The organism is Natrinema amylolyticum (genome assembly GCF_020515625.1).
GTDB lineage: Archaea > Halobacteriota > Halobacteria > Halobacteriales > Natrialbaceae > Natrinema > Natrinema amylolyticum.
In genome coordinates this window covers 636,386-656,534 of record NZ_JAIWPJ010000001.1, presented here as the reverse complement: position 1 = coordinate 656,534, position 20,149 = coordinate 636,386, and the positions used below count along the sequence as shown (strand labels likewise).

The following is a 20,149-nucleotide window of genomic DNA, read 5'->3' as shown; positions in this document are numbered from 1 at the left end:
GCGCGGACGACTGGTCGGAGAGACGAACGCATGCTCGGATTCCTGACGCGGCTCAACTGGCTGTCGGAGCTGTTTCCGACGACGCCACTGAAACTCGCGGTGTCGTTCGTCGCGGTCGGACTCGTCGTCGCCGTGTTGCTCGCCTATCGGCGGGTTCACGCGTGGACGGCCGATCGGGCGAGGCCGCTGTACGCCGACGTCGTTTCGATGACCCTGCTCATCGGCGCGTGTACGGTCAGTGCCGCCGTCGTCACTGGCGTGTGGGGCCGAACCGACGAGATACAGCAGTTCTATGTGGGGCTCGATCCCAGCGGGAACACCGTTCCGCGCGCGGTCTTCTCGTTCCTCTTGCTCGTGCTGACGGTCATCGTGACGCGGTTCGTCCGCCGAGTGATCGAGGAGGTGATGGACTCGACGGCGGCCGTCACCGAACACCAGCGACAGGTCACTCACCGCCTCTCGCAGGTCATCATCTGGTCGGTCTCGCTCGTCGTCATCTTGGGCATCTGGATCGAAGACCTCGGCAGCCTGCTCGTCGGGGCCGGCTTCCTCGGGATCGTCCTCGGGATGGCCGCCAGGCAGACGCTCGGAACCGTGCTCGCGGGGTTCGTCCTGATGTTCGCCCGCCCCTTCGAGATCGGCGACTGGATCGAGATCGAGGACGACGAGGGGATCGTCACCGATATCTCGATCGTCAACACGCGTATCCGATCGTTCGACGGTGAGTACATCATGATCCCCAACGACGTCATCGCCTCGAGCATGGTGACGAATCGCTCGAAGCGGGGTCGTCTGCGCCTCGAGATCGAGGTCGGCGTCGACTACGGGACCGACGTCGAACGCGCCGCGGACCTCGCGGAGAGCGCACTCGACGACATCGACGAGGTGCTGTCCGCGCCGTCGCCGCAGGTGGTCGGCAAGTCCTTCGGCGACTCGGCGGTCCTGCTCGGCGTGCGGTTCTGGATCGACAAACCGAGCGCCAGACGCTACTGGCGGGCCCGAACGGCCGCGATCAATGCGATCAAGCGGGCCTTCGAGGCCGAAGACATCAAAATCCCGTTCCCGCAGCGCGAACTCTCCGGCCGGGCCGAGACCGGCGGGTTCCGGATCGCCGACGAGGGAACGACGACGTCCGGAGAGACCGACGGCGAATCGCGAGAACACCGCATGACGACACTGGAGGAGAACGAATGACGCTCGAGGATCGACGCGACGAGGAACCGGACGTCTACCAGCCCGCCGAGGACTCCCACCTGCTGGCCGAGGCGGCCTGCGAGCGCCTCGCGGGAACGGAGACGGTCCTCGAGGTCGGGACCGGCTCGGGCTACGTCGCCAAACAGATCGCCGACGAGACGGGCGCTCGCGTCATCGCGTCGGATCTGAATCCATACGCCGTTCGCCAGGCCCGCGCCGAGGGCGTCGAGACGGTGCGGGCCGATCTCGTCTCGCCGTTCCGAAACGGGGCGTTCGACGCGGTCGCGTTCAATCCGCCCTATCTGCCGACCGATCCCGAAAACGAGTGGGACGACTGGATGGAGCGCGCGCTGTCGGGTGGCGAAGACGGCCGCGCCGTCATCGATCCGTTCCTCGAGCGCGTCGGCCGCGTGCTCGCCCCCGACGGCGTCGTCTATCTGCTCGTCAGTAGCCTGACGGGGGTCGACGAGGTGGTCGAAGAGGCCGGCGAACACGGGTTCAGCGCCGTGGCCATCGCCGACGAGTCGTTCCCGTTCGAGACGCTGACGGTGCTCGAGTTGCTCCGATAGCGGCCGATATTCGAGCGGTGAGATACGTCATCAGAAGGTTCTTTTCGAACGGGTGAGAGGTTTCGGGTGATGCCCTCCACTCGACGAACGCTGCTGCGGAGCGTCGGCGCGACTGGTGTGAGCGTCGCGTTGGCGGGCTGTTCACAGCTCTCGCGACTCAGAGGTCCAGATGAGCCGCCGCCGTCGGGTGTCGACCGTCTACCGGATCCCGGGAACAGCGCTCGCGGGGCCACTGGCGAATGGTCGACGTTCGGCTGTAACGCGGCCAACACCCGCGAGGTCGGTGACGGCGAGGCGCCGGTCGACGGTGTTACCGAGCGCTGGCGGGTCGAGGTTCCACAATTCACCAATCAGGCACCCGTCGTCGCCGGCGGGCGCGTCTATCAACCCGACGCGGACACACTCCGGGTCCTCGACGCCGCCGAGGGGACGGAACTGTGGACGGTCGAGGGCGTCGGGACAGTGCCGCTGATCTGGAACGATATCGCCTACGTTTCGACCGGGTCCGCGATTCGCGCGCTCGAGGCCGACACCGGCGAACAACTGTGGGAACGGGAACTCGAGACGCCCGGGCGAGTGACGGTGCCCTCGACGCGCGCTGAAGAGCAACTCATCTGCGGTGCAGGGGAACGAGTCGTCGCGCTCGATCCCGCCGACGGGACGATCCGGTGGGACCGCGAGGTCTTCGGACAGGTCCAGGACCACCCTGCCATCTTCATGGCACACTGGTTCGTAATTGCTACTCAAGCCGGGATGGTGTATCTGCTGGGCATGGACGGAATGGGTGGACGGCGGTGGCAACTACCTGCCGAGCCGACGGCGCCGCCCAGCGCGGACACTGACTCGGTCTACGTCAACTGCAGAGACGGAACCACGTACGCGCTGATGGACGATGGGGTTGGGCTCTCGGACTCGGGAATCAACTGGCGGGTCGATACCGGCTGGGCCGACCGCGGTATCGCCGTGGCCGACGGACTCGTCCTCGTCGCAAACGGGCAGGAGCTTCAGGCCGTCGATACCAAATCCGGAGAGCGGCACTGGGAATACGACATCGGTGACTGGCGACACACCGCACCGGCGTACGGTCGCGACACTGTCTTCGTCGGCGGCGATCGCCTCCACGCTCTGGATCCGACGCCGGGAGACAGTCCGGACGGCGGCCCTGCAGTCCGGTTCGAGCGAGAGTTCGCTGGACGCGTCGGCCCCGGCCCGGTCCTCGACGACGGCACGATCTACGTCGTCGCGCAGGTCAACGACGAGACGTACGCGCTGCTGGCACTGGAGTGAGCCCGCCGAGAGCTATCGTCTCGTCTCGCGACGGCTCGAGTCGGTTCGCTGCTCGACGGGGAGCCGTCTCGGTCCCGTTTCCGACGGTCATTCTTCGGGTAGCCGCCACATGGCACGTGTTCACGTCCGTCTCGAAACCGGACCCCGGAATCGGCCGAACTCCGCAAAAATTACTCCAATGTATTAGTTTGGATGGAAAATATTAAGCGTCGGTATAGCCTATCCCGGCCTACGATGACTGAGTACGTTTCGACCACGCCGGGGCTCTATCCGCTCCCGGACTGGGCGAAAGACGACCTCTCGGACCTCAAGGGGCACCAGAAACACGACCTCATCAGCGGCGACGAGGGCGAGGCGATCACCGCGGCCTACGAGGAGGCCCGCGAGGAAGTGATCGGCGTCCAGCAGGACGCCGGCCTCGACCGGATCGTCGAGGGCCAACTGCGCTGGGACGACATGCTCGCCCACCCGCTGGCCGTCGCCGACGCCGTCGAGACCCGCGGGATCGTTCGCTACTACGACAACAACAACTTCTACCGAGAGCCGGTCGTCCAGGACGACCTCGAGCCCACCGGCGACGTCGCGTCGGAGCTCGAGGCGACCGCCGAACTGGCCCAGGACGACGACCTGCAGGCCGTCCTCCCCGGCCCGTACTCGCTCGCGGATCTCGCCACTGACGAGCACTACGGCGACGACGCCGAGTTCCTCGGCGCGATCGCGGAGTTCCTCGAGGGCGAGGTCGACGCCCTCCCCGCCCACGAGACGCTGTTCCTACTCGAGCCCTCGCTGGTCGAGAACGCGCCCGAAGACGGCGAAGACGAGCGCGCGAGCGAGGCGATCGATCGAGTCGCGAGCGCGACCGACGCGGACGTCGTCGTGCAGCCCTACTGGGGCGCGCTCGAGGAGAAGGTCTACGCGCACCTGCTCGACGCGGACATCGACGCGGTCGGCTTCGACTTCGTCGCGAATCAGGACGATAATATCTACAACCTTCAGGAGTACGGCGCGACGGACGACGTCGCACTGGGCCTCGCTGACGGCCAGAACACGCTCGTCGAGGATCCCGAAGCGATCCGCGACCGAGTCGAGTGGGTCGAAGGCCAGCTCGGCGTTACCGACTTCGAGACGGTCTATCTGACGACGAACACGGAAACGTTCTACCTGCCCTACGGCAAGTACGTGGAGAAACTCGAGGTCCTCGCCGAAGCCGCGGACCTCGCGGAGGTGAAAGCAGCATGAGCAACGAGAACAAAGATCAGTTCCGACAGCCCGATCACGAGTCCGACCACTTCCTGCTGACGACCGTCGTCGGCTCCTACCCGAAGCCCAAGTGGCTCAACCGCGCAAAGGAGCTCTACGAGGACGAGGACGCGGACTTCGACGAGGACAACTGGCAGGAAGCGAAAGACGACGCCGCGCGCCTGATCACGGACGAACACGAACGCGCCGGCCTCGACGTCGTCGTCGACGGCGAGATGCGACGCAACGAGATGGTCGAGTTCTTCGCCCACCGGATCGAGGGCTACGAGTTCAACGGCCCGGTCAAGGTCTGGGGCCACAACTACTTCGACAAGCCCAGCGTCGTCAGCGAGGTCGAGTACGACGACTCGTGGCTCGTCGACGAGTATGAGTTCACCGCCGAGGCGAGCGACCGCCCGGTCAAGGTCCCGATCACGGGCCCATACACCCTCGCGAACTGGTCGTTCAACGAGGCCTACGAGGACGACGACGAGCTCACGCTCGAGCTCGCCGACCTCGTCAACGAGGAGATCGAGAAGCTCGTCGACGCCGGCGCTCGCTACATCCAGATCGACGAGCCCGCGCTCGCGACCACGCCCGACGACCACGCCATCGTCGGCGAGGCCTTAGAGCACATCGTCGCCGACATCCCCGAGGAGGTCCGCATCGGCCTCCACGTCTGTTACGGCGACTACTCCCGCATCTACCCCGAGATCCTCGAGTTCCCGGTCGACGAGTTCGACCTCGAACTCGCCAACGGCGACTACGAGCAACTGGACGTGTTCAAGGATCCCGAATTCTCCAAGGACCTCGCGCTCGGCGTCTGTGACGCTCACGTCGCCGAGGTCGAGTCCGTCGAGCAGATCGAGGCGAACATCAAGAAGGGCCTCGAGGTCGTACCGCCGGAACAACTCGTCGTCTCGCCGGACTGCGGCGTGAAGCTGCTGCCCCGCGACGTCGCCTACGGTAAGATGGCGAACATGGTGCAGGCGGCCCGGAACGTCGAGGCCGACCTCGACGCGGGCGAGATCGACGTCGAGCGCGGTGCGCCGACGCCCGCCGACGACTGACGCGGTTCGCCACGTCGCCGCGTTCGGCTGCCGATTCCCTCGCCGGCCGAAATTTCATCTGGGGTTCTCTTCGCTGTTAATCTCCGTTTCGACGACCGCACGCGCTCGCATCTCGTGTGAGACGTTCGCACTCATATTGCGTCCGAAGACACTGTTGAATCAAGCAACAGGACCCGGACACGAGTGTTACCTGGTAACTGTCTCGTCCAATAATATATACGTCGGTCTAGTTCGAATAAACGGTCGATGCAAGACTCTCTCGAGACGCGACGCGAACTCGGTGACGAGGTCGCCGCACACCGCGAGCCCGACCACGACATCGATCCGCTGTTTGTCAATCGCTGGTCGCCGCGTGCGATGACCGGCGAGCCGCTGGACGAGTCGGAGTACCTTCCGCTGTTCGAAGCCGCCCGCTGGGCGCCCTCCGCGTTCAACAATCAACACTGGCGATTCCTCTACGCGAGCCGCGAGGACGACGAGTGGGACACCTTCGTCGACCTGCTGGGCGAAGGGAACCGGGCGTGGGCGACCGACGCGGCCGTTCTCGCGGTCATCGTCTCGAAGACGACGTTCGATCACAACGGCGAGCCGGCTCCCGTCCACTCCTTCGACACCGGTGCGGCCTGGGAGAACCTCGCGCTCGAGGGCGCGCGCCGCGGGCTGGCCGTCCACGGAATGGCCGGCTTCGACTACGAGCGCGCGGCCGAGGAACTCGACGTCCCCGACGAGTTCGCGGTCGAGGCGATGGCCGCGATCGGTGAGCGCGCACCACCGGAAACGCTTCCAGAAGAGCTCCGGGAACGCGAGCGGCCGAGCGACCGCAAGCCGCTCGAGGAGATCGTCCACCGCGGCGGCTTCGAGTAAGTCGCCGACTCGCGAGCCGCTATCTCGGTCGGATTCCCGAGTCCAAGCTCAACGACTTTTCGGCCGGCGACTGAACGGCCGGTATGGAGGATCCACTGTCGAGCGACACGCTCCGGGGACGGACCGGCGAGAACCGGATCGCCCACTGGATCTTGCTCGATGCGAACCGCTGGACACTCGCGGGCATTCTATCCGTCGGAGCCTTCGCGACGTTCGCCGGGCTCGGAATCGCCGCCCTGCCGATTCGCGAGGCGGTGGAGAACGGAACGCCCATTGACACGGCATTTCAGGCGCTGATCGCCGCTATTCTCACCGGTGTGACGCTCGTCGTCTCGATCAATCAGCTGGTGCTCTCACAGGAACTCGGACGGCTGGGCGACCAGAAGACGTGGATGGACGAGGCGATGGCGTACCGCAGCGACGCCGAGGAGCTGTTCGGACGGGTCGGACCGCCCGATCCCGCACAGTTCCTGCAGACGCTCGTGAAGACCAGCAGCGATCGGGCGGAGGCGCTTTGGGAGGCGGTCGCCGACACCACCGACGACGACCTCCGGAGCCGCACCGAGCGATTGGTCGAGAACGTCCGTCGGAACTCCGACGAGATCCACTCGCAGCTCGAGACCTCGGAGTTCGGCGAGTTCGGCGTCCTGCGGTCGGGACTGAACTACAACTACTCCTGGAAGATCTACGCGGTCCGGCGGCTGCGGGACGAACACGAGGAGAGCCTCGACGACGAGCAGTTGGCGGCGTTCGACGGCCTGATCGACAGCCTGACGCTGTTCGGACCGGCGCTCGAGCACTTCAAGTCGCTCTACTTTCAGTGGGAACTCGTCCACCTCACGCGATCGATACTGTACGCGGGGCTGCCGGGCGCGGTCGCCGCGACGGCGACGGTGTTGTATCTCGATGCGGGGTCGGCCTCGGGCGCGACCCTCGGCGTGGACAACCTGGTGTGGCTCGTGAGTACCAGTGCGACGCTCGCACTGGTGCCGTTCTTCCTGCTCGCGGCCTACGTTCTGCGGATCGCGACCATCTCGAAGCGAACCGGCTCGCTCGGCCCGTTCATCCTCCGGCGCGCGGAACGAACGGAAGCGATCGACTGGGACGACTGAGACGGGGTCATCGCACGGACCTCCGTCTACCCTGCTCCCGAGGCGGCGCTCGAGTCCGGGTTCGATCTCGACCGCCGCCGTCAGGGGAGGTCGATACCGGCTCCGCTCCCGGTGGTGCCGACGACGATCCGCCCGTCGCGGCGAACGACGATCCCATAGCCGAACAGTGACAGTTCGAAAATCACGTCGCTGTCCGATCCGCCGTCGCCTCGGACCGTCTCGTCGACGGCGAACGTGATCGACTCGAGCGTCGGATCGCCGTCCGCGATCGCCTCGACCGTCGCCGGCGGGACGTCTCGGATCGATCCCTCGACGGTAAACGCGATCACGTCCGGACGCGGGTCGACCGATTCCGAGCCGTCTCTCGCGACCGATTCGAACGCGTCGACCTCATCGGCGATGGCTTCCCCGTCCGGCGTCGCGACGCCGACGTCGACGTTCTCAAGGCGGAGCGATGCCGGCCCCGTCAGATCGATAGCAATCGGTTCCGCGTCTCCGACTGTGACAGTGACCCGGACGGGATCCAGCGTCGCCCCTTCGAACTCGGCGAGCAAGGCGTCGGTCACCGTCACCCGTCCGTCGATGGTGACTGCGAGCCGAGCGGGCGGTCGATCCTCGATAGCGGTACTCGTCAGGTGGACGCTCTCGGTTTCGTCGAGATCGATTGTTACGGTCATCGGTCCCTCTTCAGTAGGTCGTCGTAGGCACTGTACACGTGAAACGGTATCGTGGTACACGAAAGTGGTCTCGAGGAGAGGTCGTACCGACGCACATCGCAAAGTGCTAACTATCGGGCCGGTGAACGACCGTCCATGACACTCGAGGTCGGCGTGCTCGGCTATCGGTTCATGGGCAAAGCACACGCGAACGCGATGGCGCGGCTGCCGATGTTCTTCCCGGACGCGCCCGAGATCGAACGTAGCGTGCTGGTCGGCCGCGACGAGGACGCGCTGTCGGACGCCGCCGACCGGCTCGGGTTCGAGTCGGTCTCGACCGACTGGGCCGAGGTCGTCGACGACGTGGACGTCTTCTACAATCTCGGTCCCAATCACGTCCACCGCGAACCGTCGATCGCTGCACTCGAGGCCGGAACGCCGGTCTTCTGCGAGAAGCCGCTCGCGCCGACGCTCGAGGAGGCCGACGTGATGGCCGAGACGGCACGCGCAGCGGGGAACGACGTGCCCGCCGGCTGTGCGTTCAACTACCGCTTTGTGCCGGCGATCCGGTACGCGAAGCGGTTGCTCGAGGCGGGCGAACTCGGCGAGATCCGCCACGTTCGTGGACGCTATCTACAGGACTGGCTGGTCGACCCCGAAGCCCCGTGGTCGTGGCGCAACGACGAGGAGATGGCAGGGTCGGGCGCGTTGGGCGATCTCGGCGCGCACACGGTCGACCTGCTTCGGTTCCTGGTCGGCGACGACGACCTCGCGGGCGATATCGAACGGCTCAGCGGCCACCTGCAGACGTTCGTCGACGAGCGCCCCGTCGAAGACGGCGACGAAACCCGCCCCGTCACCGTCGACGACGCCTATACCGCCCAACTCGAGTTCGAGAACGGCGCCGTCGGGACGCTCGAGGGATCGCGCTTCGCGACGGGCCACAAGAACGACCACACGATCGAGATCCACGGCTCGAAGGGGGGTCTCAAATTCTCGCTCGAGCGACTGAACGAACTCGAGGTGCTCCGCGAGGGCGACCGCGGCTACGAGACGATCCTGGTCACCGACGAAGACGACCCCTACGTCGACCACTGGTGGCCCCCGGGTCACGTGCTGGGCTGGGAGCACACCTTCGTCCACGAGAACTACGAGTTCCTCAGCGCGGTCGCGAACGGCGACGAGTTCGAGCCGAACTTCGACGACGGACTCGCCGCCCAGCAGGTGCTCGACGCGATCGAACGGAGCGACGAGCGCGGCGAGTGGGTCGGCCTGTAGGCCGAGATCGATAGCATTCCTTCCCGACGGCCGGGGTATTCGTCGAGAACGGGAGTCACCGTGGCGGCACACGAGAGGTCCCGTTTCGACGCCCGACTACCACCCGAGGCTTGACAGGATTTTTTGTAGCTCCGCTAAGAATAACTCGGTGGGAATGGACGACAGGATTCGGGGATTCATCGCCAACGAGAGCTGGCTACTGGTGGCGATCCTGACGTTCGCACTGACAAGTATCGCCGGCGTCGCCGGTCTCGAGGCGCTCGCGGGCGCGATCTCGATCGTCGGATGGTTCCTGCTGACGCCGATCTTGCTGTTCTGGGGTGAGGAGGTCGCGCTGTTGCTCGAGAACGACGAGGACGACGATGTGACGGACGCGACGTCCAGCGCAGAGACCGCCGTCGAATCGGATCCGCTCGAGGAACTGAAACGCCGCTACGCGGCGGGCGAGATCGACGACGCGGAGTTCGAACGCCGACTCGAGCGACTCGTGGCGGTCGACGAGATCCCGGACGACGCGATCGGTTCCGGGTCGGTCGACGAGACGACGACGGACACTGCGATAGTCGACGAGACGCCGGACGACACGACTCGGGCCGAACCGCTCGAGCCCAATCACGAGCGGGACCGCGAGCACGATCGCGAGCGGGAGCGGGAACGGGACCGCTAACTGCGAGACTCCCGGCGACGAACCGGTCGCGCTCGTCGATCGCCGGAGGCGTCGAATTTTCCCGGCTGGCGACCCAACGACGACTCGCTATGCCTGCGGAGATGACTGCCTACGTTATCGAGGAGTACGGCGACCCGGACGTCTTCACCGAGACGACCCGCGAGATCCCCGAGCCCGGCCCGGACGAGATCCGCGTCGCGGTCGCTGCGTCCAGTCTCAACCCCGTGGATTACAAGATCCGGCAGGGAGCACTACCCGACTTCGCCCCGGAACTCCCGGCGATCCTCCACTGCGACGTGTCGGGCGTCGTCGACGCGGTCGGGGAGAACGTCGAGGCCTTCGAGGAAGGCGACGAGGTCTACGGTATGCCCGGCGGTGCGGGCCGGCAGGGAAGCCTCGCCGACTACGTCGTCGGCCACGCGGGGACGTTCGCGCACGCGCCGGAATCGATCCCGCTCGAGGAGAGCGCGGCGCTGCCGGTCGTCGCACTCACGGCCTGGGAGCTACTCGCCGACAAGACGACCGTCGACATCGGCGACGACGTGCTCGTCTACGGCGGCAGCGGCGGGGTGGGCCACGTCGCCGTCCAGATCGCCCGCTGGTTCGGCGCGGACGTCACCGCGACTGGCTCGAGCGAGGAGAAGCGCGACCTCGCCGAGCGACTCGGTGCCGACGCGACCGTCGACTACACCGAAACCGACGTCGAGACGTACGTCGACGAGCACGCCGGCGGCGAGGGCTTCGACGTCGTCGTCGATCCGATCGGTGACGAGCACCTCGAGACGGCCTTCGAGGCGGTCCGGCCCTACGGCACCGTCGTGACGACGGAGTCGAGCGCGGCCCAGGAACTGGGCCTCGGACCCATGCACGCGAACTCGCTCGAGCTGGGCGTCGTGCTCGTTATCCTCCCCGTACTACTCGGCGAGCGTCAGGACCGAATCGGCGAGGAACTCGCGGATATCGCGGCGCTCGTCGACGACGGAGCCATCGAACCGCACATCGACGACCGCTTCGCCTTCGACGAGGCCGCGGCCGCACACCGTCGCGGGGAGGACGGGGACTTCCGCGGAAAGTTGTTGCTCGTCAACGAGTGAGCGATCGTCTCGCCCTCGGCCGACCGTCCGATACGGTCGACCGGTGTCGGTTCGAGGGGACGCGATCGACTACGACGACTCGACCTGGCCGACGGTCTGAATTTCGTCGTACCGGACGCCGCCCTCGCCGGGCGGGTTGCCGTCGATCTCGAGATAGTCGGATTCGAACCCCGTCACTTCGCCGGTGACGTCCATCTGGTGATCCTCCGTTCGTTCTGCGTCGCGAACCTTGACGATGTCGCCGATTTCGATGTGGTCCTCGACGAGCGCTTTCGCCTGATTCGCGTCGGCGTCCGCCGGAATCGTCAGATCGGTCATGACAGTTCGAACCGTAGCACGGCGATCCCGGTAGTAGTTCAGCCGGGATACGCAACTCCGATACGGTCTCGGACGACCGTTTTTGTACGAACGGGCCCAAAAACGACCAATGAAGATTATCAAGGACAGCGTCCACGACCACATTCAGGTCGACGGTGTCGCTCGCGACCTCCTCGATACGCCTGAACTACAGCGACTCCGGCGTATCAGTCAACTCGGGACCGTCTCCCTCGTCTACCCCTCGGCCAACCACACTCGCTTCGAGCACAGCCTCGGCGTCTACCACCTCGCCTGCGAAGCCCTCGAACACCTCAGCGTTGGGGGAAAACAGGCGGAACGGATCCACGCCGCGGCCCTCCTCCACGACGTCGGCCACGGCCCGTTCAGCCACAACATCGAGTCGCTGACCTACCGCCGAACGGGGCGCTATCACGACGACGTCCACGACCTGCTCGCGGACGGGGCCGTCGGGGATGTGCTGCGGGACCACGGCCTCGAGCCCGAAGCGGTCGCGGATCTGGTCGCCGGCGAGGGCCGGTTCGGCCAGCTCGTCTCGGGCGAACTCGACGTGGACCGGATGGACTACTTGGTGCGCGACGCCCACCACACCGGGGTCCCCTACGGGACGATCGATCACGGTCGGCTCGTCCGAGAGCTCACCTTCGCCGACGGCGAACTCGTCCTCGACGAGGGGAACGTCCAGACCGCCGAGAGCCTGCTGGTCGCGCGGGCGCTGATGAACCCGACCGTCTACAGCCACAGCGTCGCCCGGATCAGCAAGGCGATGCTCCGCCGGGCGGTCGAACGGCTGCTCGAGGTCTCCGAGACGGATCTCGACGCCGAGACCCTCCAGCGGATGGACGATCACGATCTGATCGCGGCCCTGCGCTCGTGTGCGGAGACGAGCGAGTTCTCCCGGCGGTTAGACCAGCGGGACCTGTTCAAGCGGGCGGTGTGGGCCGAGATGGATGACGTGCCGGGCGGGATCATCGAGGCGGACCACGAGACGATCCGCGAGTTCGAGCGCGAGATCAGCGATCGGGCGGGGGTCGATCCGGCACACGTCATCCTCGACGTGCCGAGTCGCCCGTCGATGACGGAGTCGACGACCCGCGTGATGGTCAACGGCGACATCCGTCGATTGGGCCAACAGTCGCCGCTCGTGGAGGCGCTGCGGGCGGCCCAGTACTCCCAGTGGCGGCTCGGCGTCTACTCGCCGACCGACCTGCGCGATCGAGTCGGCCGGGCCGCAGTGGACGTGCTCGGCCTGGACATCGACGGTGCGCTGGTCAGTGAGGTCCGGGACGGGATGGACGCGACGCTGGATCAGTTCGTCGAATAGCGACCTTCAGGGCTATAGTGGCCGATTCAGCCGGATAAATCGCTCGAGGTGGCCAATTCAGGCTCGCGCCTTATCCCCGCTGGGTGGAGAGAACTATGCGATGAGTAAATTTGTGAGTCGGCTCTCGATCTTGCTCGTTGCAGCGACTGCAGTCGCCGTGGTACTGGTCGGCTGGGCAGGCGGATTCCTCACGGTCGAATCGCTCAGCTGGTCCAATTCGGCCGTCGTCGCCGGACTCTCGCTGCTCGCCCTCTCCGGACTGATCGCCGTGCTGTACGAACCCCTCGAGATCGACGACTCGAACTGAGTGTTCGCCCGGCGTCGAACTCACCCCGAACGGTTGAAGGCGCTGACCGCGAACTGACCCGTATGGAACGAACGGGAACGATTCTCCGCGGCCGCGAGTTCGAACCCGTCGAGGGACGGGTCGTTATCGACGATGACGGCCGCATCGAGGGTATCGAAGAAACGTCGGTCGAGAGCGACGACATCATCCTGCCGGCGTTCGTCAACGCTCACACCCACATCGGCGACTCGATCGCCAAGGAGGCCGGCGGCGGCCTCTCGCTCGAGGAACTCGTCGCGCCGCCGGACGGCCTGAAACACCGGCTGCTCCGGGACGCCTCCCGCGACGAGCTCGTAACGGCGATGGAGCAGTCGCTGCGATTCATGCAGCGGGCGGGGACGGCCGCCTGTCTGGACTTCCGCGAGGGGGGCGTCGAGGGCGTCCACATGCTCGAGGACGCCGCGAGTGAGCTCTCGATCGACGCGCTCTCGTTCGCTCGCGGCTCCGTCGACGCGATGCGCGCCGGCGACGGGTTCGGCGCGAGCGGCGCGAACGACGCCAACTTCGATCGGGAGCGGAGGGCGACCGCCGAGGCGGGCAAGCCGTTCGGCATCCACGCCGGCGAGGTCGACGAGAGCGACATCAATCCGGCGCTGGATCTCGACCCGGACTTTCTGGTGCACATGGTCCACCCGAAACGGGTCCACCTGGAGCGGGTCGCGGACAGCGAGATCCCGATCGTCGTCTGTCCGCGGTCGAACCTCGTGACCGACGTCGGACTGTCGCCCTACGAGGAACTGCACGAGCGGACGACGCTCGCGCTCGGGACGGACAACGTGATGTTGAACTCGCCGTCGATGTTCCGCGAGATGGAGTTCCTCGCCAAGCTCTCGGAGCTGCCGGCCGCCGAGATCCTCCGGATGGCGACGGTGAACGGCGCCGAGATCGCCGACCTCGAGTACGGCCTGGTCGAGCCCGGACGGGAGGCCCGTCTGCTGGTGCTCGACGGCGACTCGGACAACCTCGTCGGCGCGCGGGATCCGGTCCGAGCCGTGGTCCGCCGAGCGGGAGTCGACGACGTTCGCGAGGTCGTCTCCGGTGCGGACGCCGCCGACGAGAGCGCGAGCTAACGTCGGCCCCGGCCGGCGTCAGTCGAGTCGCTCCGACGTCTCCGCGTGCTCCCTCGAGAGTTCGACGTACCGGTCGGCCGTCGCCTCGAGGTGGGGGTCGTCGATCTCCGTCTTCGGTTCCGCGGGCGCGCCGGCGACGAGCGTGGAGTCGGGAATCTCGGTGCCCTCGGTGACGACGCTGCCGGCGGCGACGACCGCGCCCTCGCCGACGTGAGCGCCGTCAAGGACGACCGCGTTCATTCCGACCAGCGCGCGCTCGGCGACGGTGGCGTCGTGGACGATGGCGCTGTGGCCGACCGTCGAGTACGGCGCGAGCTCGGCGTCCTCGTGGAGGACGGCGTTATCCTGAACGTTGGCTCCCTCACCGACGACGATCGTTCCGTGATCGCCGCGAAGGGTCGTGTTCGGCCAGACGCTGGCGTCCGCCTCGACGACGACGTCGCCGATGACGACCGCGGCCTCGTCGACGTACGCGGAGTCGGCTACCTGCGGTTCCGTCCCGTCAAACGATCGTAGCATAGCCGTTCCTGTCTCGAGAACCGTCTTGAAGGTACCCATCGAACCGACGCCGGTCGCATCGGACTCGCTCGAGTCTCGGTGAACGCGTTATTTACGGCGCGAACGGACTCGGTCATATCAATTACCAAAACCAACACAATTTGGCACTATGGCTAATGCCCGGCCCCGAAAACGTGGTGCTGGCGGCACACTGCCGTCCGGACGGACGCCAGTCGCCGCCGTGTCATCCCCCCACTCCCGAACCGTCCCCCGGTTCGGTACCCACCTTTCGTTTCGCGGGCGGATCGTTCGAGCCCTACTCCTCGTCCCGATCGACGTCGGACAGTCGTTCCGAGAGTCGATCGAACCGCTCCCGCGTTGACTCCCGGCGGTCGCGTTCGACCTCCTCGCGATAGGTGGTCTCGAGCAGGGCGTCCTCCTCGACGGTCACCTCGAAGACGGCACCTTCGTGTCGGCCGTCTTCGGGCAGCGTCTCGACATCGACGATCCGCTCGCCGATCACGTCTCCCTCCGCCTCGAGCAGGAGGACCGCCGTCTCCCCGTCGACGATGCGGTCGAGAACCGCGGTGTGGGTTTCACTCATCGGTCATCGGGGGAGCGTACGTGCGGGAGCGCCATCAATCAGTGGACCGCGGCCGGAGGCTCCCCACCAACGTTTACGGGTTCCGCTGGTGGAGTCGTCCCCGGAATGCTCGAACTATACCAGGCGGAAGGCTGCCCCCACTGCGGGAAGGTCCGAGAGAAGCTTACCGACCTCGGCGTCTCCTACACCGTCCACAACCCGCGGCTGGCCAGCGGCGAGGTACGCAACGAACAGACCCACGGGGAACTGACGGAACTCGGCGGGCAGGATCAGATCCCGTATCTGGTCGACACCGATCGACAGGAGGCGCTCTACGAGAGCGACGACATCGTCGACTACCTCGAGGAACACTACGGCTAACACCGAGGATCGAGCTACCGCCGCGAGTGCCGACGTGCGAACGCCATCTCTCGAGGGAACCGCGTGAGCCGATCGTCGTCGCGATGAAACCGTCACATCTGAGAGCACACTAGTGACGGGTCCGGCGTTTGGGGACTACGCCGACTCGAGGGCGGTCCGGAGGTCCGACTCGACGGCGTCGACCTTGCTGCGATCGTACAGCGCCGCGGCCGGGTGAAACGCCGGCACGACGGTCCGCTCGTCGCGCTCTCGCGGAGTCTCTCCCTCTCCGCTCGAGGAGTCCGAGGTGCGTGGCACCTCGCGCTCGAACTCCCGTCCGTGCAGATCGGTGATCGTCTCGTCGGTATCGAGGAGTTCGGCCGTCGCGAAACTCCCCATCGGGACGAGCACGGTCGGATCGACGCGCTCGATCTCGGCCTCGAGCACCGGCCACCAGGCCTCGATCTCGTCGACGTGGGGATCGCGGTTCTCCGGCGGCCGAACCTTGACCAGGTTGGTGATGTACAGGTCCCGCCGCTCGTGGCCGATCGCCTCGAGCGCGCGATCCAGTTGCTGCCCGGCCTGTCCGACGAAGGGTTCGCCCTGATTGACTTCCTGCTCGCCTGGGGCCTCACCGACGAGCACGATGTCCGCCGACAGCGGTCCGACGCCCGGAACGAATCGGTCGGGGTCGAACTGGTCGTCCGGCACCGCTTCGAGGGCGTCCGCGAACACTGTCTCGAACTCCCAGTCGGTCGGCGGCTGGTCTGTCATCGCGGGGGGTTACGACCGTCTCGAGGAAACACCTTTTCGCTGCGTATTCCACCGTCTCGTCCGACGAACACGTCTCGCTGGCGAGCGCTCACAATGCGGCGATCACACCGACGCTGTGAACCCGTCCGGGTCCACACGAGACTGCGTATCTGCGGGCATATGCATGCTGCATCGATTTCCCTCGACCGGGCGGAGGGTGAGGAACAGATGGCATTCAAACCGCCGGTCGAGTGTCCGATCTGCTGTGACGTGCTCGAGCTCGACCGGACGCTCGAGGATCACCTCGTCGAGAACCACTCTCACGTCGAAGTCGCCCGCTACGTCGCCTCCCGCTCCGACCAGGCCGAGATGCAGCCGGTCTCGGACTGAGAGCGCCGCGGCCGGCCACAGGACGATTGCCCTGCGTCGGCAGCGATCGATCGAATCCGTCCGAACTGCCAGCCGACTGGCTCTCGATTGTCGAACAACGCCGGTTCGGGGCCGTTACCGCCGTCTATCGGCGACGCGCTCCTCTCCGGTCTCCTCGCTCACCACCTCGTAGAGCAGCGCGCGCCCGCCGTCGGCGTTCGGCCGCAGGATTCGCCCGAGTCGCTGGGTGAACTCGCGTTCGCTGCCGCTGCCGGAGAGCACGACGGCGACGTTGGCGTCGGGGACGTCGACGCCCTCGTCGAGCACGTTCGAGGTCGCGATCCGGGTGTAGGTCCCCTCGCGGAAGCGCTCCAAGATCTCCCGTCGCTCCGCGGCACCGGTCTGGTGGGTGATCGTCGGGATCAGAAACCGCTCGCTGACATCGTACGCGAGATCGTTGTGAGCCGTAAAGATGATCGTCCGCTCGCCGCGGTGCTCGTCGAGAATCCCCGCCAGTGCCGAGAGCTTGTTCTCGCTGCCGAGCATGAGCTCTCGTGCGCGCTGGCGGGCGAGAAGCGCCTCGCGGGCCTCGGGATCGCTGCCGGATCGCTTGACGAGTTCCTGATAGTCCGAGCCGCTGCGCATGTCGATGCCCGACTTCGCGAGGTAGTCCGCGAAGATTTCCTGGTTTCGGTCGTACTCTGCGCGCTCTTCGGGAGTGAGCGAGACCGCGAGCCGCTTGACATCGTAGTTCGCGAGGTGGTCGCCCGCGAGCTCGTCCACGTCGACCCGGCGGACCAGCGGTCCGACGATCTCCTTGATCACCTCGTGGGCGCCGTCGGGCCGCTCGAAGGTCGCGGTCAGGCCGAGACGCGCCGGCGCGGCGAGCAACCGCGCGATCTCACGATATCCCTCGCCGCCGAGGTGGTGGACCTCGTCGAAGACGACCAGTCCGAACCGGTCGCCCACGGAATCGGCTTTGAGGTACGCCGAGTCGTACGTCGAGATCGTGATCGGCTCGAGGCGCTGTTCTCCGCCGCCGAAGCGACCGATCGGGACATCGAACTCGCGCTCGAGTTCGCGCTGCCACTGCTCGAGCAGGTCGATCGTCGGGACGACGACGAGCGTCGGCACCGAGAGCCGTTCGATCGCTTTCAGCGCGATGACCGTTTTCCCGCTACCGGTCGGCAGTTCGAGGACGCCGGCGGGCGCTCGCCAGTCGTCCGTTCGGGAGTCGGACTCGAGGGCAGGGCCGTCGGCCCACCGATCCGTTTCGAGCCACGCCTCGAGCGCCGTCGCCTGGTAGTCACGGAGTTCGTACGCCGACCGGAGTTCCGGAAGGGGCGCGAGGTCGAGGACGCGATCGTCGACCGCGGCGGCCGTCTCCGCTATAGCGGCCCGCAGGACGGCGTAGCTGCCGGCGGGAACCCGCCAGCCGTCCGTTCGGGAGTCGGCCTCGAGGGCGGGGACCGAGGACCGGAGCGCCGACGGCGATACCGACGACTCCCCGAGGCCGTCGATTCGGATCGTCCCGTCCTCGTACCTGAGTTCGATCGGGGTCGCGTCGTCGCTCGATGCCCGCGTCACGGGCCACAGTCGGGGCAGGACGTACAAATACTGTCGGGTGTTCGCCGGCTTCGAGAAGGGTCTCGAGGTGGGATTTCGCTCGAGGACCGCGAACCGACTCTCCGCTCGAATCTATGAGAGATGAGCGGTGACGTCGGTCGAGGAGACCATCCCGACGTAGTCGTCGTCGACGACCGGGAGGTGTTTGATGCCGTAGGTGGTCATCATCGCGGCGACCTCTTCCATGTAGAGGTCCGGGGTGGCGGTCTCGACGTCGGTCGTCATCACGTCGGACACCGCCAACTCCGTGACGTCTCGGCCGTCGGCGACGGCGTCGAGCACGTCCGTACTGCTAATGATCGCCCGCGGCGAGGTTCGAACGACCAACGCGTTGATGTCCGTCTCGCGCATCCGCTTCGTGGCTTCCATCACCGTCGCGTCGCCCGAAATCGTTTCCAGTGGCGTTGACATCACGTCTTCGACGGTTTCCCTGTCAGTCTGTCCCATATGCCTAGAACGGCCACGGTCGGTATGACGTTTTCCGTCGATGCAGGGAATCGCGTCCGATGTCGGTCGTCGAACCGGCGATCGGAGTCAGTGCTCCCGCGCGGCGAACGCGCTGCGTCCCGCCCCGGCCGCCGTGACTGGCTACCTCAACCCTTTTATTACCGCTGTTCGTTGACTGGCACATGAGCGAAGACGAGGGCACGGACACGTCAGCCCAGGGTGTCCCGTCCGCGGAGGAATCCGACGACGGCGAGACGGCCGACGTGGATCCCGCGGCGTCGACGGATGGGGAATCGGAACCGACTCCCGAGTCTGACGACTCGAGATCGGCAGCCGCGAACGCGGACGCCGAAACGACTACGGACGCCGAGGACGCGCCCGAAACGAGCGAGGACATCCAGCAGGTCCTCGATCGAGTCACGGAGTACGACGACGAACTCGCCCGCAAGGTCGGCTCCATCGTCGAGGAGGCTCGCGACCTGAACGGCACCGTCACCGACCAGCGCGCGGAGCTCGAGGACCTGACCGAGCGCGTCGAGGAACAGGCGTCGACCATCGAGCAGCTTCAGACCGAACTCGAGGCCCGCGAGCAGCGACTCGAGGAGTACGAGGAGGAGGTCGAGGACCTCGAGAGCCGGCTCAAGCGAAAGCAGGCCGACTTCCAGAACTACAAGAAACGGGCCAAGAAGCGCCAACAGCAGATGAAAGACCGCGCCACCGAGGACCTCGTCGAGCGACTCATCGGCGTCCGCGACAACCTCAAACGCGCGCTCGAGGAGGACAGCGACGACGTCGACACGCTCCGGGACGGCGTCGAGATGACGCTGCGCGAGTTCGACCGGATTCTCGAGGACGAGAACGTCACTGAGATCGATCCCGAACCCGGGACCGAGACCGACCCGCAGCGCCATGAGGTCATGATGCAGGTCGACAGCGACCAGCCCGAGGGGACGGTCGCCGACGTCTACACGCCCGGCTACGAGATGGGCGACAAGGTCATTCAGAACGCCCAGGTGACCGTCTCGAACGGCGAACTCGCCGAGACCGACGGCGACGGCTCCGCGGAGTCGGCCGGACAGGGCGACGACGCTACCGGTGACGGGGCCGACGGAGCCGACGCCGAGGATGACGCGATCGAACTCGGCGGCGAAGTCGACGACCGCGAGGACGCCCCGGCGGACGAAGCGGACGAGTAACGCGAACGGCGTTCGTCGATCCGTCGGCGGCCAGTGACCCTGGCAACGAGTTGCGGTCCCGGCGACTGCTCGAGGACGCGCCGGATTTACTGCTGATTTTACTGCGATCAAACTGTCGCGAGCGCGACGCTACACCGGCGTGTCCGGATTTTATTCGCCGCTTCCGCTCAGCTAGTAACCTTTAAAACAAAGTGCGCACAATACCCGTCCA

At 66.2% G+C, this 20,149-nt stretch carries 23 protein-coding genes; 16 read left to right on the top strand and 7 right to left on the bottom strand.

The genetic code is table 11. The features are described 5' to 3' along the window. Positions 1-30 precede the first annotated feature (30 nt). The 7 genes from LDH66_RS03290 to LDH66_RS03260 all read left to right on the top strand — a co-directional run bounded on the left by LDH66_RS03290 (position 31) and on the right by LDH66_RS03260 (position 7,335). Complete coding sequence (locus LDH66_RS03290; protein WP_226479647.1) at positions 31-1,194, top strand: mechanosensitive ion channel family protein; 1,164 nt, start codon at positions 31-33, stop codon at positions 1,192-1,194. Next, positions 1,191-1,763, top strand: coding sequence for a HemK2/MTQ2 family protein methyltransferase (locus LDH66_RS03285; protein WP_226479646.1), 573 nt, complete (start codon positions 1,191-1,193; stop codon positions 1,761-1,763). The genes LDH66_RS03290 and LDH66_RS03285 overlap by 4 nt, the downstream gene beginning before the upstream one ends. 69 nt (positions 1,764-1,832) lie before the next feature. Then, positions 1,833-3,050 (top strand): outer membrane protein assembly factor BamB family protein, encoded by a 1,218-nt coding sequence (locus LDH66_RS03280; RefSeq protein ID WP_226479645.1) that lies wholly within the window; start codon positions 1,833-1,835, stop codon positions 3,048-3,050. Between the two features lie 234 nt (positions 3,051-3,284). After that, positions 3,285-4,289, top strand: coding sequence for a 5-methyltetrahydropteroyltriglutamate--homocysteine methyltransferase (locus LDH66_RS03275; RefSeq protein WP_226479644.1), 1,005 nt, complete (start codon positions 3,285-3,287; stop codon positions 4,287-4,289). Further along, positions 4,286-5,359: a methionine synthase gene (locus tag LDH66_RS03270; protein ID WP_226479643.1), complete on the top strand. Its 1,074-nt coding sequence runs from the start codon at positions 4,286-4,288 to the stop codon at positions 5,357-5,359. Before LDH66_RS03275 ends, LDH66_RS03270 begins: the two co-directional genes overlap by 4 nt. 246 nt (positions 5,360-5,605) lie before the next feature. Beyond that, positions 5,606-6,223, top strand: coding sequence for a nitroreductase family protein (locus LDH66_RS03265; protein ID WP_226479642.1), 618 nt, complete (start codon positions 5,606-5,608; stop codon positions 6,221-6,223). Positions 6,224-6,306: 83 nt separating this feature from the next. Beyond that, a complete protein-coding gene (locus LDH66_RS03260) occupies positions 6,307-7,335 on the top strand; it encodes a DUF7972 family membrane protein (RefSeq protein WP_226479641.1) in 1,029 nt (342 codons plus the stop codon). Between the two features lie 80 nt (positions 7,336-7,415). On the opposite strand, the gene LDH66_RS03255 is transcribed toward LDH66_RS03260, so the two are convergent. Further along, on the bottom strand, positions 7,416-8,012 hold the full coding sequence (locus LDH66_RS03255) for a hypothetical protein (protein ID WP_226479640.1): 597 nt from the start codon (positions 8,010-8,012) through the stop codon (positions 7,416-7,418). 135 nt (positions 8,013-8,147) lie between these two features. Here LDH66_RS03255 and LDH66_RS03250 point away from each other — a divergent pair, with 135 nt between their 5' ends. The 3 genes from LDH66_RS03250 (at position 8,148) to LDH66_RS03240 (ending at position 11,030) form a co-directional block, all read left to right on the top strand. Then, a complete protein-coding gene (locus LDH66_RS03250; RefSeq protein ID WP_226479639.1) occupies positions 8,148-9,269 on the top strand; it encodes a Gfo/Idh/MocA family protein in 1,122 nt (373 codons plus the stop codon). A gap of 154 nt (positions 9,270-9,423) precedes the next feature. After that, positions 9,424-9,936, top strand: coding sequence for an SHOCT domain-containing protein (locus LDH66_RS03245; protein ID WP_226480939.1), 513 nt, complete (start codon positions 9,424-9,426; stop codon positions 9,934-9,936). Positions 9,937-10,025: 89 nt separating this feature from the next. Continuing rightward, positions 10,026-11,030, top strand: coding sequence for a zinc-binding dehydrogenase (locus LDH66_RS03240; protein ID WP_226479638.1), 1,005 nt, complete (start codon positions 10,026-10,028; stop codon positions 11,028-11,030). 69 nt (positions 11,031-11,099) lie between these two features. On the opposite strand, the gene LDH66_RS03235 is transcribed toward LDH66_RS03240, so the two are convergent. After that, positions 11,100-11,348 carry a hypothetical protein gene (locus LDH66_RS03235; protein WP_226479637.1) on the bottom strand — a complete coding sequence of 83 codons (249 nt, stop codon included), beginning with the start codon at positions 11,346-11,348 and terminating at the stop codon, positions 11,100-11,102. A 109-nt stretch (positions 11,349-11,457) separates the two neighbouring features. Here LDH66_RS03235 and LDH66_RS03230 point away from each other — a divergent pair, with 109 nt between their 5' ends. The 3 genes from LDH66_RS03230 (at position 11,458) to LDH66_RS03220 (ending at position 14,106) form a co-directional block, all read left to right on the top strand. After that, on the top strand, positions 11,458-12,690 hold the full coding sequence (locus tag LDH66_RS03230; RefSeq protein WP_226479636.1) for an HD domain-containing protein: 1,233 nt from the start codon (positions 11,458-11,460) through the stop codon (positions 12,688-12,690). A 100-nt stretch (positions 12,691-12,790) separates the two neighbouring features. Next, the gene (locus tag LDH66_RS03225) at positions 12,791-12,997 is read left to right on the top strand and encodes a hypothetical protein (RefSeq protein ID WP_226479635.1); all 207 of its coding nucleotides are present in this window, start codon (positions 12,791-12,793) and stop codon (positions 12,995-12,997) included. A 62-nt stretch (positions 12,998-13,059) separates the two neighbouring features. Then, a complete protein-coding gene (locus LDH66_RS03220; protein ID WP_226479634.1) occupies positions 13,060-14,106 on the top strand; it encodes an amidohydrolase family protein in 1,047 nt (348 codons plus the stop codon). Between the two features lie 18 nt (positions 14,107-14,124). On the opposite strand, the gene LDH66_RS03215 is transcribed toward LDH66_RS03220, so the two are convergent. After that, the gene (locus LDH66_RS03215; RefSeq protein ID WP_425492882.1) at positions 14,125-14,664 is read right to left on the bottom strand and encodes a gamma carbonic anhydrase family protein; all 540 of its coding nucleotides are present in this window, start codon (positions 14,662-14,664) and stop codon (positions 14,125-14,127) included. A gap of 256 nt (positions 14,665-14,920) precedes the next feature. Beyond that, entirely contained in the window at positions 14,921-15,208 is a 288-nt protein-coding gene (locus LDH66_RS03210) for a DUF3006 family protein (RefSeq protein ID WP_226479632.1), read from the bottom strand. Positions 15,209-15,313: 105 nt separating this feature from the next. Between LDH66_RS03210 and LDH66_RS03205 the strand changes: the two genes are divergently transcribed. Next, entirely contained in the window at positions 15,314-15,568 is a 255-nt protein-coding gene (locus LDH66_RS03205) for a glutathione S-transferase N-terminal domain-containing protein (RefSeq protein ID WP_226479631.1), read from the top strand. A gap of 135 nt (positions 15,569-15,703) precedes the next feature. Here LDH66_RS03205 and LDH66_RS03200 read toward each other — a convergent pair whose 3' ends face one another. Beyond that, positions 15,704-16,321 (bottom strand): uracil-DNA glycosylase, encoded by a 618-nt coding sequence (locus LDH66_RS03200; protein ID WP_226479630.1) that lies wholly within the window; start codon positions 16,319-16,321, stop codon positions 15,704-15,706. 207 nt (positions 16,322-16,528) lie between these two features. Between LDH66_RS03200 and LDH66_RS03195 the strand changes: the two genes are divergently transcribed. After that, the gene (locus LDH66_RS03195; RefSeq protein WP_226479629.1) at positions 16,529-16,690 is read left to right on the top strand and encodes a hypothetical protein; all 162 of its coding nucleotides are present in this window, start codon (positions 16,529-16,531) and stop codon (positions 16,688-16,690) included. Between the two features lie 114 nt (positions 16,691-16,804). Here LDH66_RS03195 and LDH66_RS03190 read toward each other — a convergent pair whose 3' ends face one another. Both LDH66_RS03190 and LDH66_RS03185 read right to left on the bottom strand, forming a co-directional pair. Beyond that, a complete protein-coding gene (locus LDH66_RS03190; protein WP_226479628.1) occupies positions 16,805-18,256 on the bottom strand; it encodes a DEAD/DEAH box helicase family protein in 1,452 nt (483 codons plus the stop codon). Between the two features lie 111 nt (positions 18,257-18,367). Beyond that, positions 18,368-18,742 (bottom strand): CBS domain-containing protein, encoded by a 375-nt coding sequence (locus tag LDH66_RS03185; RefSeq protein ID WP_226479627.1) that lies wholly within the window; start codon positions 18,740-18,742, stop codon positions 18,368-18,370. A gap of 182 nt (positions 18,743-18,924) precedes the next feature. Between LDH66_RS03185 and LDH66_RS03180 the strand changes: the two genes are divergently transcribed. Then, positions 18,925-19,938, top strand: coding sequence for a nucleotide exchange factor GrpE (locus LDH66_RS03180; RefSeq protein ID WP_226479626.1), 1,014 nt, complete (start codon positions 18,925-18,927; stop codon positions 19,936-19,938). The last annotated feature ends 211 nt before the right edge of the window (positions 19,939-20,149 follow it).

Excerpts from the sequence above, each read along its gene's own strand:
- LDH66_RS03290 (WP_226479647.1), top strand. The coding sequence starts at position 31 with ATGCTCGGATTCCTGACGCGGCTCAACTGGCTGTCGGAGCTGTTTCCG.
- LDH66_RS03285 (WP_226479646.1), top strand. The coding sequence starts at position 1,191 with ATGACGCTCGAGGATCGACGCGACGAGGAACCGGACGTCTACCAGCCC.
- LDH66_RS03280 (WP_226479645.1), top strand. The coding sequence starts at position 1,833 with ATGCCCTCCACTCGACGAACGCTGCTGCGGAGCGTCGGCGCGACTGGT.
- LDH66_RS03275 (WP_226479644.1), top strand. The coding sequence starts at position 3,285 with ATGACTGAGTACGTTTCGACCACGCCGGGGCTCTATCCGCTCCCGGAC.
- LDH66_RS03270 (WP_226479643.1), top strand. The coding sequence starts at position 4,286 with ATGAGCAACGAGAACAAAGATCAGTTCCGACAGCCCGATCACGAGTCC.
- LDH66_RS03265 (WP_226479642.1), top strand. The coding sequence starts at position 5,606 with ATGCAAGACTCTCTCGAGACGCGACGCGAACTCGGTGACGAGGTCGCC.
- LDH66_RS03260 (WP_226479641.1), top strand. The coding sequence starts at position 6,307 with ATGGAGGATCCACTGTCGAGCGACACGCTCCGGGGACGGACCGGCGAG.
- LDH66_RS03255 (WP_226479640.1), bottom strand. The coding sequence starts at position 8,012 with ATGACCGTAACAATCGATCTCGACGAAACCGAGAGCGTCCACCTGACG.
- LDH66_RS03250 (WP_226479639.1), top strand. The coding sequence starts at position 8,148 with ATGACACTCGAGGTCGGCGTGCTCGGCTATCGGTTCATGGGCAAAGCA.
- LDH66_RS03245 (WP_226480939.1), top strand. The coding sequence starts at position 9,424 with ATGGACGACAGGATTCGGGGATTCATCGCCAACGAGAGCTGGCTACTG.
- LDH66_RS03240 (WP_226479638.1), top strand. The coding sequence starts at position 10,026 with ATGCCTGCGGAGATGACTGCCTACGTTATCGAGGAGTACGGCGACCCG.
- LDH66_RS03235 (WP_226479637.1), bottom strand. The coding sequence starts at position 11,348 with ATGACCGATCTGACGATTCCGGCGGACGCCGACGCGAATCAGGCGAAA.
- LDH66_RS03230 (WP_226479636.1), top strand. The coding sequence starts at position 11,458 with ATGAAGATTATCAAGGACAGCGTCCACGACCACATTCAGGTCGACGGT.
- LDH66_RS03225 (WP_226479635.1), top strand. The coding sequence starts at position 12,791 with ATGAGTAAATTTGTGAGTCGGCTCTCGATCTTGCTCGTTGCAGCGACT.
- LDH66_RS03220 (WP_226479634.1), top strand. The coding sequence starts at position 13,060 with ATGGAACGAACGGGAACGATTCTCCGCGGCCGCGAGTTCGAACCCGTC.
- LDH66_RS03215 (WP_425492882.1), bottom strand. The coding sequence starts at position 14,664 with ATGGGTACCTTCAAGACGGTTCTCGAGACAGGAACGGCTATGCTACGA.
- LDH66_RS03210 (WP_226479632.1), bottom strand. The coding sequence starts at position 15,208 with ATGAGTGAAACCCACACCGCGGTTCTCGACCGCATCGTCGACGGGGAG.
- LDH66_RS03205 (WP_226479631.1), top strand. The coding sequence starts at position 15,314 with ATGCTCGAACTATACCAGGCGGAAGGCTGCCCCCACTGCGGGAAGGTC.
- LDH66_RS03200 (WP_226479630.1), bottom strand. The coding sequence starts at position 16,321 with ATGACAGACCAGCCGCCGACCGACTGGGAGTTCGAGACAGTGTTCGCG.
- LDH66_RS03195 (WP_226479629.1), top strand. The coding sequence starts at position 16,529 with ATGGCATTCAAACCGCCGGTCGAGTGTCCGATCTGCTGTGACGTGCTC.
- LDH66_RS03185 (WP_226479627.1), bottom strand. The coding sequence starts at position 18,742 with ATGGGACAGACTGACAGGGAAACCGTCGAAGACGTGATGTCAACGCCA.
- LDH66_RS03180 (WP_226479626.1), top strand. The coding sequence starts at position 18,925 with ATGAGCGAAGACGAGGGCACGGACACGTCAGCCCAGGGTGTCCCGTCC.